Origin of the sequence: Dendronalium sp. ChiSLP03b, from assembly GCF_034531165.2 — a bacterium.
Taxonomy (GTDB): domain Bacteria; phylum Cyanobacteriota; class Cyanobacteriia; order Cyanobacteriales; family Nostocaceae; genus Dendronalium; species Dendronalium minutum.
Genome location: NZ_JAVRBR020000147.1, coordinates 170,165 through 185,068, shown reverse-complemented (window position 1 = coordinate 185,068; position 14,904 = coordinate 170,165). Strand labels below are relative to the sequence as shown.

General features: G+C 41.7%; 15 protein-coding genes. 4 read left to right on the top strand and 11 right to left on the bottom strand.

Going from position 1 to position 14,904, the window contains the following annotated elements; all coding sequences use genetic code 11:
- Positions 1-179 precede the first annotated feature (179 nt).
- Together RMY31_RS34315 and RMY31_RS34310 are read left to right on the top strand one after the other, a co-directional pair.
- On the top strand, positions 180-890 hold the full coding sequence (locus RMY31_RS34315; RefSeq protein ID WP_409879283.1) for a class I SAM-dependent methyltransferase: 711 nt from the start codon (positions 180-182) through the stop codon (positions 888-890).
- Positions 891-940: 50 nt separating this feature from the next.
- Positions 941-1,630, top strand: a complete 690-nt coding sequence (locus RMY31_RS34310) for a Uma2 family endonuclease (protein WP_322658586.1) — start codon at positions 941-943, stop codon at positions 1,628-1,630.
- A gap of 160 nt (positions 1,631-1,790) precedes the next feature.
- Here RMY31_RS34310 and RMY31_RS34305 read toward each other — a convergent pair whose 3' ends face one another.
- The gene (locus RMY31_RS34305) at positions 1,791-2,066 is read right to left on the bottom strand and encodes a hypothetical protein (protein ID WP_322658587.1); all 276 of its coding nucleotides are present in this window, start codon (positions 2,064-2,066) and stop codon (positions 1,791-1,793) included.
- A 17-nt stretch (positions 2,067-2,083) separates the two neighbouring features.
- The gene (locus RMY31_RS34300; protein WP_322658588.1) at positions 2,084-2,545 is read right to left on the bottom strand and encodes a VOC family protein; all 462 of its coding nucleotides are present in this window, start codon (positions 2,543-2,545) and stop codon (positions 2,084-2,086) included.
- A 169-nt stretch (positions 2,546-2,714) separates the two neighbouring features.
- Here RMY31_RS34300 and RMY31_RS34295 point away from each other — a divergent pair, with 169 nt between their 5' ends.
- The gene (locus RMY31_RS34295) at positions 2,715-3,188 is read left to right on the top strand and encodes a DUF4385 domain-containing protein (RefSeq protein WP_322658589.1); all 474 of its coding nucleotides are present in this window, start codon (positions 2,715-2,717) and stop codon (positions 3,186-3,188) included.
- A 48-nt stretch (positions 3,189-3,236) separates the two neighbouring features.
- Here the strand turns inward: RMY31_RS34295 and RMY31_RS34290 are convergent, their stop codons facing one another.
- From RMY31_RS34290 to RMY31_RS34270, 5 genes are all read right to left on the bottom strand, one after another.
- Positions 3,237-3,608 carry a hypothetical protein gene (locus RMY31_RS34290; protein WP_409879276.1) on the bottom strand — a complete coding sequence of 124 codons (372 nt, stop codon included), beginning with the start codon at positions 3,606-3,608 and terminating at the stop codon, positions 3,237-3,239.
- A 77-nt stretch (positions 3,609-3,685) separates the two neighbouring features.
- Positions 3,686-7,753: a tetratricopeptide repeat protein gene (locus tag RMY31_RS34285; RefSeq protein WP_409879274.1), complete on the bottom strand. Its 4,068-nt coding sequence runs from the start codon at positions 7,751-7,753 to the stop codon at positions 3,686-3,688.
- Positions 7,754-7,796: 43 nt separating this feature from the next.
- Complete coding sequence (locus RMY31_RS34280) at positions 7,797-8,816, bottom strand: aldo/keto reductase (RefSeq protein WP_322658592.1); 1,020 nt, start codon at positions 8,814-8,816, stop codon at positions 7,797-7,799.
- A gap of 26 nt (positions 8,817-8,842) precedes the next feature.
- Positions 8,843-9,178 carry a cytochrome c6 PetJ gene (gene petJ, locus RMY31_RS34275; protein WP_322658593.1) on the bottom strand — a complete coding sequence of 112 codons (336 nt, stop codon included), beginning with the start codon at positions 9,176-9,178 and terminating at the stop codon, positions 8,843-8,845.
- A gap of 60 nt (positions 9,179-9,238) precedes the next feature.
- On the bottom strand, positions 9,239-9,463 hold the full coding sequence (locus RMY31_RS34270) for a hypothetical protein (RefSeq protein WP_322658594.1): 225 nt from the start codon (positions 9,461-9,463) through the stop codon (positions 9,239-9,241).
- Between the two features lie 222 nt (positions 9,464-9,685).
- On the opposite strand from RMY31_RS34270, the gene RMY31_RS34265 reads away from it, so the two are divergent.
- On the top strand, positions 9,686-10,486 hold the full coding sequence (locus tag RMY31_RS34265; protein ID WP_322658595.1) for a histidine kinase: 801 nt from the start codon (positions 9,686-9,688) through the stop codon (positions 10,484-10,486).
- A 200-nt stretch (positions 10,487-10,686) separates the two neighbouring features.
- Here the strand turns inward: RMY31_RS34265 and RMY31_RS34260 are convergent, their stop codons facing one another.
- The 4 genes from RMY31_RS34260 to RMY31_RS34245 all read right to left on the bottom strand — a co-directional run bounded on the left by RMY31_RS34260 (position 10,687) and on the right by RMY31_RS34245 (position 14,291).
- Positions 10,687-10,878, bottom strand: coding sequence for a YqaE/Pmp3 family membrane protein (locus RMY31_RS34260; protein WP_322658596.1), 192 nt, complete (start codon positions 10,876-10,878; stop codon positions 10,687-10,689).
- 151 nt (positions 10,879-11,029) lie between these two features.
- A complete protein-coding gene (locus RMY31_RS34255; RefSeq protein WP_322658598.1) occupies positions 11,030-11,428 on the bottom strand; it encodes a phage holin family protein in 399 nt (132 codons plus the stop codon).
- Positions 11,429-11,691: 263 nt separating this feature from the next.
- Positions 11,692-12,033 carry a 2Fe-2S iron-sulfur cluster-binding protein gene (locus RMY31_RS34250; protein WP_322658599.1) on the bottom strand — a complete coding sequence of 114 codons (342 nt, stop codon included), beginning with the start codon at positions 12,031-12,033 and terminating at the stop codon, positions 11,692-11,694.
- A 98-nt stretch (positions 12,034-12,131) separates the two neighbouring features.
- A complete protein-coding gene (locus tag RMY31_RS34245; protein WP_322658600.1) occupies positions 12,132-14,291 on the bottom strand; it encodes a Tex family protein in 2,160 nt (719 codons plus the stop codon).
- Positions 14,292-14,904 lie beyond the last annotated feature (613 nt).

The window sequence follows — 14,904 nt, the reverse complement described above, 5'->3', positions numbered from 1 at the left end:
TGTCTATACTGACCCTGGTCTTGATGCCTACGAGCAAAAGTACCGAGAGCGCACGTTGAACAACTTGAAGAAAAAAGCCCAGGCTTTTGGCTTAGAACTCATCCCTATTTCCAACGCTACGGAATGTGTTTCTTAGGAGTTATAAGCAAAAGTTAAATATTATAGTAATTCTCTTAGTGATACTGGAGTGCTTACTGCTTGCTCCAACTATTACAGCACATGCAGCTTCTCCATCCCCCACTATCTACGAACGACGGACTATCCATAGTTTAGATGGTATCGGTAAGTACTACATGGGTAGAGAAATCGCTCAAGTCATGGGACACACAGGTGCTGGATGGCTAGAACGTCCCAGCCGAGAAGCAGAAGAACAACCAAGTAAAATGATCGGTGTTCTCAACCTGAAACCCAATGATGTAGTAGCAGATATCGGTGCAGGTACGGGTTACATGAGTTTTCGCATCGCACCATTACTAACAGAGGGAAAGGTTATTGCTGTGGATATTCAGCCAGAAATGTTAGAAATTATAGAGTTTTTCAAAAAAGAGAAAAACATCTCCAATGTTGAACCTGTCTTAGCAACCGAAACTGACCCCAACCTTCCAGCTGCTAGTATCGATTTGGTGCTGATGGTGGATGCTTATCATGAATTGGAGTACCCCCAAGAAGTTATGCAAGGGATTGTAAAAGCGCTGAAACCAGGTGGTAGGGTAGTGCTGGTTGAGTATCGGGGCGAAAATCCCTTTATTACGATCAAACGGCTGCACAAGATAACTCAAAAGCAAGTACGCAAAGAAATGCAAGCCGTTGGTTTAGTTTGGCGGGAAACCAAAAACCTGTTACCCCAGCAGCATTTGATGGTCTTTGAAAAACCCAACACTAATTCGTAATTAAGTGGCAAGCGATAATAAAGTAAGACTTCTTGCCAGAGTAAAAAATCATGGTCAACCTATCACTCAAGCAGCGAATTCCTCCTTTAGAGAATGGCGATCGCCTCACTCGCTACGAATTTGAGCGACGCTATCAAGCAATGCCCCGTCATCAAAAGGCAGAATTAATTGAAGGAGTTGCATACTTGGCATCCCCATTACGCTTTGAAAGTCATGCTGAACCACATGGTCAAGCAATAAGTTGGTTGTGGACTTACCAAATTACTACTCCTGGTGTGAGATTGGGAATTGAGCCTACAGTGCGCTTAGATGCAGACAATGAACCACAACCAGATGGAGTGCTGTTAATCGCACCAACAGCTAAAGGACAATCTCGTTTTAGCGATGATGATTACATAGAAGGTGCGCCAGAACTCGTAGTAGAGATAGCCGCTAGCAGTGTTGCTATTGACTTACATGACAAGAAAAAAGCCTATGGTCGTAATGGAGTAAAAGAATACATAATCTGGCAAATATTTGAGAACAAATTAGATTGGTTTAGCCTGCAAAAAGGAGAATATGTCTCCTTAGAAGTAGATGCAGATGGAATTATCAAAAGTCAAGTATTTCCTGGTTTATGGTTGTCAATGTCAGATTTACTTGCTGGCAATATGCAGCAGGTGCTGGCTGTTTTGCAGTTGGGATTAAATTCGCCAGAACATCAATTATTCGTGCAGCAGTTGTCTGCGGAAAGAAGATAAGCTGATGACACGAGGATGAATTTGAATGACGACGATTAGCTTAGTTAAAGCGACTTTTGGACATCATATCATGTTCGCATAAATACTTGTGATTGCTTTGCTCCACTTCGTTGCGATCGCAATGATGTTTTATAATTTTTCAACCGAACATAATATCAGTTTATTTTTGGGGAATAAGACTAGCGCTTTTGGTTGCACTATCCCAAACTATCCAGTTAATAGAATTATCTAAATCTTCGGCGCTATTGGAAACTTTAAAATACAGCTTGTCTTTGCCTTTAGTTTCAATAGCAAAGTCGGCATTTTGGGCATAAACGACCATGAAACCTTTGTCTCGCAAACAATACATTGCCCAAGCTTTCAATGATTGCTTGTGCGGTTCGTGAGGAATTGGTGGTTTTGTAATTGTTTCTTCGATTACCTGATATATCTGCATTAATTTTCTTTCCTTTTCTACACGGGATCGCAACGAATTTCAATCATAAAGCCATCTGGATCGTAAAAATACACACCTCTACCAGTAGGGCGGGTGACTGGGCCATGAGCGATCGCTATTTTATTTTCTCTCAGCACTGTCACAGCTTGCTCAAATAACTGCGGATCGATGTCAAAAGCAAGATGATATGCTCTAGTGAAAGTCTTTTCTGGGTCTGGGTCTGGTGGTGTTAAATCGGGTGTACCAAATAAATCCAAAATTGTACCATCGGGAGTAATGAAGTTAGCTACTTTCCCGGCTGCGACAAGTTCTAACAGAGTTGCAGGGACTTCATCTCCAGTGAGTTCGTGCAAACCCAAGATATTGCCGTAGAAGTATCGGGAAGCTTGCATATCCTTGACGTTGAGAGCAATGTGATGCACCTTACGCAAATCGCCTGGTGCAAGGGCATTATTCACAGATTTCGGGCTAGATAGCATAGTAAAACAAAATTTCCCTACTCAGATAGAAGTTAAACTTTTTTCTTAGAGTTTATTCTTTATATATTAAGTCTTAATGATTTACTAATTCTCTTTTCCTTGGCGTTCTTGGCGTCTTGGCGGTTCGTTACAAACAACCTAGATGTGGTTGCTGTATTAAAAACTGAGCATGGCTTTTGATTATTCTTTAGACTTTAAAAGTATCGATTTTCGCCAACATCCTGAACTATATCGCATTGGCAAAGGCGAACAGGGTGTACTTTTAGTAGAGCCATACAAATCAGAAATTCTTCCTTACTGGCGATTTAAAACTCCTGAGATTGCCAAAGAGTCGAGTGAGAAAATCTACGAGATTTTTCTTGATTATTTAGAGAAAGATGATTTTGTCGGCGCAGATATGGCGAGGAAATTTATCCAGATGGGCTATACTCGCTCTCGCCGTTATGCTAATCATAAGAGCGGTAGAAAATATAAACAAAATTCTGAAGCATCAAACTCCAAAAAAGAAATTCTTCCTTATGAGGTAGACGCAGTTAAAGCCGAATCAGCAGCAATATTTAAAGCTAAGTGGATACAAGCAAAGACAAATGAGAAATATCAAGAGCTTTTAGCCAAGCATAAACAGATGTATGAAGTAGATTAGTAACTTTTGTAGGTGCATTACGTTGCTAACGCACTTTCCATGATATTTTTAATACGTTATGCTGTCACTAACACATTCTACCAAACAGCTGACGAGTCTTTGATACTCGCGGACGAGTCTTTGATACTCGCCGATGAGTCTTTGATACTCGCGGACGAGTCTTTGATACTCGCTGATGAGTCTTTGATATTCGCGGACGAGTCTTTGATATTCGCGGACGAGTCTTTGATATTCGCGGACGAGTCTTTGATACTCGCTGATGAGTCTTTGATATTCGCGGACGAGTCTTTGATACTCGCTGATGAGTCTTTGATATTCGCGGACGAGTCTTTGATACTCGCTGATGAGTCTTTGATATTCGCGGACGAGTCTTTGATACTCGTGAATGTGTTTTGAGGACTCATTACAGAAACTTGGCACATTGTCAGCAATTAATTTAAGATTAACGCGATCGCATCACCTCATCCCCGCGTCCCCGTGTCTCCGCGTCTCCCTATCTAAATTTGACTGGGGTCAAACAACCACCCATCGCCAACAATCTCCTCTAGGCGTTGATTGAGTCGGGGGAGGAAATATTCTGGATCGTTGAGCCGTTGCTGGACAAACCAATTATCAAACGCTTCCTGCGTCTCAATTCCTTGGGCAACCGCCGCCCCTGATATAATCTTAAAACTGCGCTCTTGGAGTTCCTCTAACTGCGGATGACCTTCACCTCGGTAGTTGCAAAAGTACATTGCCGTTGCCCCTAGCAAAGCTTCTAGTTCATCGCCTTGAGGTACTGCATTATATAAAGTACGGATTAGATAAATAGTATCTGCTAAGGGGGCTTGAATTCTCAGTGTCAGCCATATTGCTTGAGCTAGGTAAACCAAACTGTTGCTTTCATCTGCTACGCCTAAGTTACCCATAACCGTCACCAAATCACTATAGGCACGAACCTGTGCTAATGCCAAAAAAGCTTGCAGATTTAGCTCTAATTGCCTAGCTTTATCTCCCGTGTCACCAACAACACAAGCCATATTTGCCAGGGTAGTGGCTTTATCTTTGACATCACCAATCTGCTCAAATATTTCCAAAGATTGCTCCCAGAGAGCGATCGCTCTAGATATGTCTCCTTGTTGGGCGATTACGTATGCCATGTTGTTGAGGGTAGTGGCTTTACCTTTGACATCGCCAATCTGCTCATCTATCTCCAAGGATTGCTCCCATAGTGCGCTCGCTCTAGGTATGTCTCCTTGATCGGCGATTTGTACTGCCATGTTGCCCAGGGTAGTGGCTTTACCTTGGACATCGCCAATCTGCTCAGATATCTCCAAGGATTGCTCCCACAGTGCAATTGCTCTTGCTATATCTCCTTGGTCGGCGATTTTCCGTGCCATGTTGCCCAGGGTAGTGGCTTTAACTTTGACATCGCCAATCTGCTCAGATATTTCCAAAGATTGCTCGTACAGTGCGATCGCTCTGGCGATGTCCCCTTGGTCGGCGATTACTCCTGCCATGTTGGTCAGGGTAGCGGCTTTACCTTTGACATTGCCAATTTGCTCAAATATTTCCAAAGATTGCTCCCATAGTGCGATCGCTCTAGTGATGTCCCCTTTTTGGGCGATTACTCCTGCCATGTTGTTGAGGGTAGGGGCTTTACCTTTGACATCGCCAATCTGCTCAGATATTTCCAAAGATTGCTCCCATAGTGCGATCGCTTTAGGTGTGTCCCCTTGGTCGGCGATTACTCTTGCCATGTTGGTCAGGGTAGCGGCTTTACCTTTGACATTGCCAATTTGCTCAGATATTTCCAAAGATTGCTCCCATAGTGCGATCGCTCTAGTGATGTCCCCTTTTTGGGCGATTACTCCTGCCATGTTGTTGAGGGTAGGGGCTTTTTGTTGCAAATCCTCTTCAGGGCAAAGGTCTAAGGCTTGCTGATAATGGACAACAGCTTCTTGCACAAAACCCAAAACCTCTTCAGCACGGGCAATGGTTCCCAAGATGCGGTAGTCTTGATAAACTGCCAGAATTTGCTGACATAACTCTAAAGCTTCCACAAACCGAGAATCGTTCACCCAATGGGTTGCAATCCTATCCCCAATGCTGACAGCAATTTCTTGCTCTTTCGCCAGCAGTCCCAAGCGTACAATTTCCAGTACTTCTGCTTCCATGCCGCCTTTAGATTTGTCCCACCAAGCTTGATGGATTTTCCTTACTGCTTGCTGTCGCGTTACTTGCCATTCTTCCTCATTCAAAACTAGTTCTAGCAACGGTTCTAAAATTGTCGTCACCCGGTAATTAGCTGGCTGGTTGAGGTGAGTGGTGGCAGATTCAACTAGGCTAAGGCTGGTTAACTTGGTTAACCTTTGAACAAGATTAGTATCAGATCCCCCCGCCTGCGGCGACCCCCTTAAAAAGGGGATTGAGGCGGAAACATTGCCCCCCTTTTCAAGGGGGGTTGGGGGGATCTCCAAAATTGTGGGCTGAGGAGTAAGAACTTCAATAATCTCCTCTGTCACAGGTAAATGAAACACACTCAACCGTGCAAGAAACTTTTGTTCTTCTGGTTCCAAAGCATCTAGCAGAATTTGTGCCAAGATATTTTCGCGGAATTTCTGCTCAGTCTCTTCTAGTCGAGTCAGTAGTTCATCCGCCGCTATTCCTGGTTGCTGAATCACCTCTAACAGCCACTTCAGCAAGCGGGGATTACCATCGGCAATGTCAATAATCCGTTGAGTTTTTAACTGTTGTTTAACTTCCTTATCTAAAGGAAAGCAGATTTTATCAATATTACTGCTGTTCATCCCTGCTAAAGATTCCAAATGTAGGCGATAAGGTGGCAAAGTGTCTGCTTTCAAATAACGACAGGTGACAATCAGCCGACTTTCTGCCGCGTTTTCTGCCAATGCCGCACAAATCGCCTCTGAAATTTCGTAAGCCTCTGCCGTCATCCGCAATGAGCCATCTTCAATATTAGCTTTGGGGATGTTCTGCTCAAAGTCATCCAGCACCAGCAGCAGAGGTTGATTGTGTTCGTTTTCTATTGCTGCAAAAAAGTTTTGCAACCGCCCTTTAAGAGACACCTTTGGTTCGTTCAAAAGTGCGGGTACATCTGCAAACCGCTCATACTTATTAGAAAGCTTATTCAGCAAACCTATCTCATCTAGAGGGCCAATCAACACGACCCGCACAAAATTGGGACGCTGCGCCTCTACCCGCGTACATAACCGCGCCGCCAAGCTACTTTTACCCAGTCCGCCCATCCCAGCAATAAACACGCCTACTTGGTCGCTGGTTTCCCGCAATGCTTTGAGACACCATTGCAAATGTCGCCTGCGTCCGACAAACTCAAATCGACTGGCAACTTTAACTCGATTATTTTCATCAAGAAATTCTTGTTCTGGTACTGTAAACTTCAGCTTTTCACGATTTTTTGTTCTCAGTGGTGTCACTAGTTCGGCAATGGGGCGCGTATCCCGATACATCCGCAACAGATGCCAGTCGGTGCATTTTTGGTCAATCATCTCCTGCTGCGCTACTTTCACTGCTGCTTCAACAGTTGCCCCCGTCGCCAAAGCTTGATAAAGTGCCTGTGCTGCTACAATACCCGTGCGGTCAAACACCGGACGCGCCCAGCCTAACACTATACCCGCCCCCGCTTTCACCAATGCCTGCGCCATCGAGGGTACTGTCCCCTTATTAGGAACCTGTCCTGTATGACAACCAGAGAGAAAAGTTACACGCGGCCAGCGTCCGCGAAAGGCTTTAGCTAAATCATCGACGGTAGTAAGTTGCATGTTCCCCACTTCATCTTCAGTGATGAAGCAAGGTGCATTGTCTGGTAATGTTTTACCTGTTGGCAATAAATAGCTGTAATCTTTTTGGTTGTAAATTATCCCGTGTCCCGTGAGGTGAAAGACATCAAAATAGTCTTCTGGATAGGATTTCACCAAATTAGCTAACTCTGCAACCGAGCCACTTTCCTCAACAATCAACGCCAAAGGCTGATCCTTAGTTGCTTGCAAAATATTGGCTTCTTCTCTCTCAAATGCTAAGGTTGCAACTCTAGAGTCTTCCGGTGAAGTCGCCATAAACAGCAACTGCAACGGGCGATTTTGCACGCCAATCACTTGGGTTTGACGCTGCTGCACAGAACGCACTGGTAAAACGGAAATATCCCGGCGTTCGCTTAAAAACCCACTGCCATCATGTAGTAATTCCCAAGGCAAATGTGCCAATCCCAACGCTACCCGTTCTGTTTCCGGGTTCAACCCCTGTGCTTCGCTGGTTTGAATCAAATCTAGATAAATCGTTTGCTCATCTGTTTCCTTCAGCGACTTTCTCAGCCATCCTTCTTTACCATCCAGCCATTGATAAAGTTGCCGTCCCAATTGAGTGAGATAAGGTAAGCGGTCTGTTTGTTGAGTGTAGTAATTTTGTTCGCACGAATCAATTAGCCCTGCCAACTCCGCTTTATCCAAGGGACGGGAACCATAGTTACAGCGCAGTTCAAAGGTTTGCTGTTGACTGAGGGCGAAGGCAAAGTTTAGCGGCATGGCTTGCAGGAGTAGTTTCCACAATAACCTTCACCGTATTATCATCCAATTCCTCAAATCTTGGTTATTATCGCCGATATTCGTCGCCACAATCGCCGATGATTTGATACAAATTACGCGATTTTTGAGATATGGCATCGATGCGATCGCGATCGTCATTATCTAAACTAAAATTAAATACTCTGGCGTTATCTTCAATATGTTCGGATACACCAAGTCTTGCACCAACTATTACACCACCTACCGCTGGTTTATCCAAGATATAACGCACTGCTACATTAGAGATGCTGACTTTATGCTTATCAGCAATTTGTTTGAGGGTAGATAGTAACTCTTGAAATAATTGCCAACCACCCCAAGCATCAATCATGTTTTTGTATTTCCGTAAGCTAGCAGTACCCAAGTCAAAACCTCGCGGTTCTGATTTATCTAGATACTTTTCTGATAACAAACCGCCGCAAACTGTACCATAAGTAAAAAGTTTGATATCATGCTGTTGACAAAACTGAATCATATTTACTTCTGGACGGCGGTCAACTAACGAAAATTGCACTTGATTGGAAACAATTTTAATGCCTGCTTCCGTAATAATTTTCAAGTGTTCGGTATCAAAGTTAGTCAAAGCTAGATGCTTAATTTTTCCCTCAGTTTGCAATTCCGCCATATACTTGAGGGCATCCAGGTAATTTTTATCTTGATATTCCCACCAATGGAATTGCATCAAATCTAAAGATTCAACATCCATCCTTCTGAGGGAAATATCAATGTTTTCCTCGACCAATTTTTTCGTCATTTTGCCGGGACGAGGTACCCATTTTGTAAAAGCTTGCACGTTAGCTAAAGCTTCTTTGCCACGGTTAGTTATTATTTGACGGCGAAATTCGCCAATAAAATCTTCTGCGGGGCCATAATGGTCTGCCAAGTCCCAAGTAGTCAAGCCTGCATCCAAATATTTAAACATAGTTTGAATAGCAGCTTTAGAGTTAATGCGTCCATGTCCACCAGACACTTGCCACATCCCATTTAATATTCGGCAAATGTTTAAATCAGGAGTAAATTGGAGACGACTTTCTATAGGTAGATTCATATTTTTAACTTTTAATTTTTAATTATTTAACGCCAGTTTTTATCAGCTTGCTCAAGAACGTAGGCAGCAACATCTTGAATTTGCTGTTCGCTGAGACGGTCTTTGTAGGCTGACATATTATTTTTACCATTGGTGACAATGGATGCGATCGCCTCTATTGAATCCATACCATATTTCTTCAGTGCTTTCTTTTTCAAGTTCTTACCTCGCCTGACAATGTTGCCGCCATTGATATGACAACCCGCACAATGAACGCTAAATATGTCTGCGCCGTTAACTGTATCTGCTGCACTTGCAGGCAAAGTAAAAGTACTTGTGAATAATAAAAGCACCACTAATATTAATGTTAGTAGTTTTTTCACTCAGCTTCTCCCTAAAGCAATGTGGCTGTTTGCATAACTAAATGAGTACCAGAGCTAATTCTACAAAGATTCAAAATCAGTTATAAATCCAGCAAAATTTGCACAATCTTCCTGAAAAGCTTCAGCATCGCTGACATCTTCAATTTTATATGCCATTATCCGCGTTCCATCTGGCATTTTTTTGGAAGCAATACAATCGGCTTGATACTTATCTACCGTTGTTTTAAAATCACTACCATATTGCTTCCATGCATCGTTTGAGCAAGTGATATTTACCCGCCACATACTTAATTCTCATTTACTACCAACAGATATTTATCATCCCACGAATAGGCAACTGATTACACATAACCTGTTGTAGCAGTTAAGTATAATAGTAACTAAGCTAAAATCCAGCGATCTTCTATCTAAAGGAAGTGCCTACCACAAAATGTCTACGCCATAATATTGATATAGCACCATGTCTAGAAAATTTTATCCAAATTAGTTAATTATTCCAAGTAGAAAATGCCTAACAACATCAAAGAGCAAATTCAAACCGACCTCAAACAGGTTAAAGAAACTGGACAGTTAAGAACTGAAAGAATTCGTGAAATTGTCAAATCGGCAGTTTCTCAGGTATCTTCAGAGTTTAAAGAAGGCTCCAGCGAAATTCGTACTCTTGTCAAAGATGCCGTTGCTGCTGTGATTGAAAGTATACAAGGTAAAGGCACAGAAATCAAAGAAGATGTGACAGCATCCATCGAAGGAGCATTGGAAGGAGTTAATACGAAAAGACATGAATCTATTGCCAAAACTCAATCAGAATTGAAAAAATTACAAGCTCAACTTGATAGTGAAGAAGAACAACTTCAGCAAGATGTTGATGTAATTTTGGCAGAGATTGAAGAAACAGGTCAAGAAAAAACAGATGGTACTAAAACTGTAATTGATTCAGCTGTCAACAATATTAAAAACAGTGAAGAAGTCTCTTTGTTAAAGAAACGTTACGCTCAACTGCAAGCACAACTAGCTATTGTACGAGCAAACTTAGCTGCACGTTATGGTGGACGCTCGGAAGAGGTCAAAGTTTATTTAGACGACGCAAAAAACTGGTATAATCAAGCCCGTCCCCAAGCAGAAGCTATTGCAACACAGGTAGACCAGAAGCGATCGCAGCTAGAAAATAAACTAAGTGAAGCTGGCACATCCATTGCCAGAAAAGAACACCAAATCAAACAAACGTTGAGGGAGTTACTCTTAACAGCGGCTGACTTATTCAAAGATAAGGAACCTGTTGATAAAGAGCGGGAGACTATTCATAAATAAACGTGTTTTTTCATACAATTGAATCAAGAAAATAGGGTGGGCAATTTCCACCCTATTTTAGTTGGGAAGATAAATTGAATTCAAATTAATCCTTTCACCTTTGCAAATATACCCAGCGATTAGAAATAGCGGAATTATAAAAATCATAAATGGGTAATTGTTACAAGACAATTACCCATTAACAAAATTAATCTTACGTACTAGTAAATACGTCCTTCTCTACTAAGTTGCTCATCATGTTTGGCAATAACCCAAATTGCATGAATACTACCCGGAAGCCAACCTAGGAGTGTAAGCAAAACGTTAATAATCAAAGTTGGCCCAACTCCAACTGTCAAGAAAACGCCTAAAGGAGGCACTAACAAGCCTAGAATATAACGAACTAATTTCATGATGTTGTTTTGTTACAAATTTGTGATTTTGTTTAATTACATTCTCTAGAAAACACCGAATTACGAAATCCATCTAATGAGTTATCTTAATTCGGAGATGTTATTTGGAGTAGAGACGCGATCGAGTTAGCGTTTCTACTCCCGCTGATATTTATCTAGAAGGTAATTCACCTTGGCTTTTTACATCTCCACTGCTAGTTAAAAGATTTCTTTCAACAAAGTAGTTGTTAATGAAGGTGTTAGCAAAAGATAGAATCACTGGACCAAGAAGAAAACCAAGAATTCCGTGGACTGAGAACCCAGGAACTAGCGCTGCTGCTAACCAGAAGCACAAACCGTTGATGACGAGTGAAAATGCTCCAAATGTTAAAAAGTTAAGTGGTAGAGAAAGAGTAGAAAGAATTGGTTTAAGTGAACCGTTAATCAGACCAATAACTAAAGCGGCAATCAAAGCCGCGGGAAAATTAGCAATGTCAACATCTGGAACAACTAAATCAACAATTAACAAGCTCAAAGCTGTAGCTAGCGCGGTTAAAAATGGAGTCAACATTGTTTTTACCTAATAACTAGAGATTTTCTATTTGAAAGTTCTGATCTCATCTTTAACAATGTGCTAAATTTTAACCTCTCTTGGAAGATAGAATTTACTTCTACCGTTAGGTCTATCATTGAGATAACTATAGCGGTTATCATATGCACAGCTAGCTGTGCGCCCCTACTCGCAAGTGCTATGAAGCAATGTTTTTAAGGGTGCATTAAGTAGTTTAACGCACCCTATAAATTTAAGATTATTTTAATCTCACAGGGCAAAAATTACTCAGATTTTCCGGACTCAGGCTTATAGTAAAGGGCTGATTTATATAATACTTGTTCTTGATGGGTTTCTAAAGTGCAATCAGACAAGGGGTAAGTTACACAAGTAACAACATAACCAGCCTGTATTTCACTTGGACGCAGAAATTTTTGTTCGCTTTGATCGACTTCACCGCTGATAAGTCTGGCGATACAGGCAGAACATTCGCCTTGTTTGCACCCAGATGGTAGCCGAATGCCAGTTTCTTCTGCTATGTCCAAGATATATTGATCGTCTGGTACTTGGATGGTGCGATCTAATCCTATGGCAGGATTAATAAGTCGTACTTGATAAACCGTCATACTTATTCGTAATTAAAAAACACAGAAACAGGCTTGATATAGGTGGTATCCACTATGTTACCTGTTTGGTGAAATCCTACAATTTAGTGTAAAATTTTCTATTGCTTGAGTGCTTTCATTGACAAACTAATCCTCTTTAATTTCTCATTGACTTCCAGTATTCTGACTTTAACAACTTGTCCGACTTTAACCACTTTCTTGGGATCGTCTACGAATCTGTCAGCCAGTTGGGAGATATGCACTAAACCATCTTGATGCACGCCAATATCCACGAATGCACCAAAGTTAGCAACATTCGTCACGATTCCCTCTAGTTCCATTCCTACCTGCAAGTCGGTGATTTCCTTAATTCCCTCTTTAAAGGTGGCATATTTAAATTCCGCACGGGGATCTCTACCCGGTTTTTCTAGTTCGCCGAGGATGTCGCGCAGTGTGGGTTCGCCGACGTTATCGGTAACGTATTTCTTCAGATTTGTCTTTTTGAGTTTTTCAGCAATTTGCGTTACCTGATTTAATGGCACACTTAAATCGGATGCGATCGCTTCTACTACTGAGTAACTTTCGGGATGCACTGCTGTATTATCTAATGGGTTATCACCGCCACGAATTCGCAGAAAACCCGCAGCTTGTTCAAACGCTTTTGGCCCTAACTTTGGCACTTTCAAGAGTTGTCGGCGATTTTTAAAGGCTCCGTACTGGTTGCGATAGGCGACAATATTATTGGCAACCGCTGCTGTAATACCAGAAACAAAGGTCAAAAGTTCCTTAGAAGCAGTATTTAAGTCGACACCAACATAGTTAACGCAGCTTTCTACGGTTTCATCCAGCTTTTTTTTCAGCAACTTCTGATCCACATCATGCTGATATTGTCCTACACCAATCGATTTGGGATCTATTTTCACAAGTTCCGCCAGGGGATCTTGCAAACGGCGACCAATGCTAATCGCACCACGCACAGTAATATCTAAATCGGGAAACTCTTCCAGTGCCACTTTGCTAGCAGAATATATGGATGCACCAGACTCATTCACCATTACTTTAATTGGTTTGCGGTCTATTGCATGTAATATCTGCAAGACAAACTCATCTGTTTCACGGGAAGCTGTACCGTTACCAATGGCAATTAACTCAATCTTGTACTTTTCAATTAGATTCTTAATAGTCTGTCCAGCTTTAGTGCGTTGTTCGGCAGCTTGGTGGGGAAATACCGCCTGATATTCTAAGAATTTACCCGTTTGGTCGAGTACTGCAACTTTGCACCCAGTTCTAAAGCCGGGATCGATTGCCAGAGTTGGTTTCATCCCCGCTGGTGCAGATAGTAATAACTCTCGCAAATTAGCTTCAAATGTCTTGATAGACTCAACATCTGCATAGGTTTTCTTTTCAGAAATTACTTCCCCCACGAGTGAAGCTTTCATTAGGCGGTTAAATGCATCTTTCAGCATCGCCTGATAAAAATCACGAATTACACGGATTTTTGTTTTAATTTCCTGGGATTCTAAATAAGAAAGTACCAAATCTTCATCAAAGGCAATTTCATAGTTTAATACTCCCTCAGCCTCACCCCGACACAAAGCCAACATGTTGTGAGGCGCAATATTTTTCACTCTAGCTTGATAGTTGCGGTACATCTCAAATTTGGTTGTACCTTCCGGATAGTCATCTTTAATGCGGGAGATGAATACCCCATCTTCTAGAAGATAATCGCGCACATATGCTCGTAAAACAGCTTTTTCTGCAACTTCTTCCGCTAAGATGTCAGCAGCGCCTTTTAACGCCTCCTGTGGAGTTTTTACTCCCTTTTCTTCCGAAAGATACTTTGCTGCTGCTTCTTCTAGTGAGGCCGATACAGCATTTTTCACATTCAACGACTTGATGAATTCTGCTAGTGGTTCCAGTCCTTTCTCTCTAGCAGCGGTGGCGCGGGTACGTCGCTTTGGTCGATAGGGTAAGTATAAATCCTCAAGTTCGGTTTTTTGTAAACAGGATGCGATCTTTGTTTTCAGTTCATCAGTGAGTTTACCTTGTTCGGCGATCGCATTTAAAATTACCGATTTCCGTTCTTCCAGTTCTGTTAAATAAGTATAGCGATCGGCTAAATCGCGCAGTTGCACTTCATCCATCTCGTCAGTGCGTTCTTTGCGATAACGCGCAATAAAAGGGATTGTTGCACCCTCCGCTAAAAGTTCCAGCGCGTTTTGCACCTGATAAGGTTTGAGTTCTAGTTCAGTTGCCAGTAGTTGAGGAATGTTCAGCATTGGGTGTTTCAGTTGAAAAATTTACTCCTAAAGGTTATATGCTAGATCGTTCTCAGAGTACTAGCAGCAAGTGTTAAGCTTATTTACCGATTGATTGCCTAATATTGACTGTACAGACGATTTATTTCTATAGGGTGTTGTAGCTAAAACCTGCTTGGAGGTAAAATTGACCACAATTAGAAAAAACAGTCTAAATCTACTTTGTGTCAACCCTTATACTTTTAGTTCAGAGGTTAGTAAAAATGCCTTTGTTTTTTTTAATTCCACTTTTTACGGGTCTAGCAACTGGCTATTTCTCTAAAAAGTGTACTGACGAAATTGCTTATCTTACAGGCTTGTTTACAGTTATCAGCCTCATTTTAAGTTTGGTCTTAGCCCCTTGGCAAATCCAATTTGTACTGCTAATTTTTGTCATCATCAGTTCTAACAGACTCTTACAGGAATAATGAGTACAAACCAAATCAAGCTAAGACAAAAAACCCAGAGGAGTAGGAGATAGCAAGTGTGACAAACTGATTCTGTTTCTACCTGAAATTACTGAGAATAAAATTATACAGCTATTGTTGGCTTCAGTTCTGAAGCCACAAGCCTCGTTATTTAGCTTCTAGAAAAT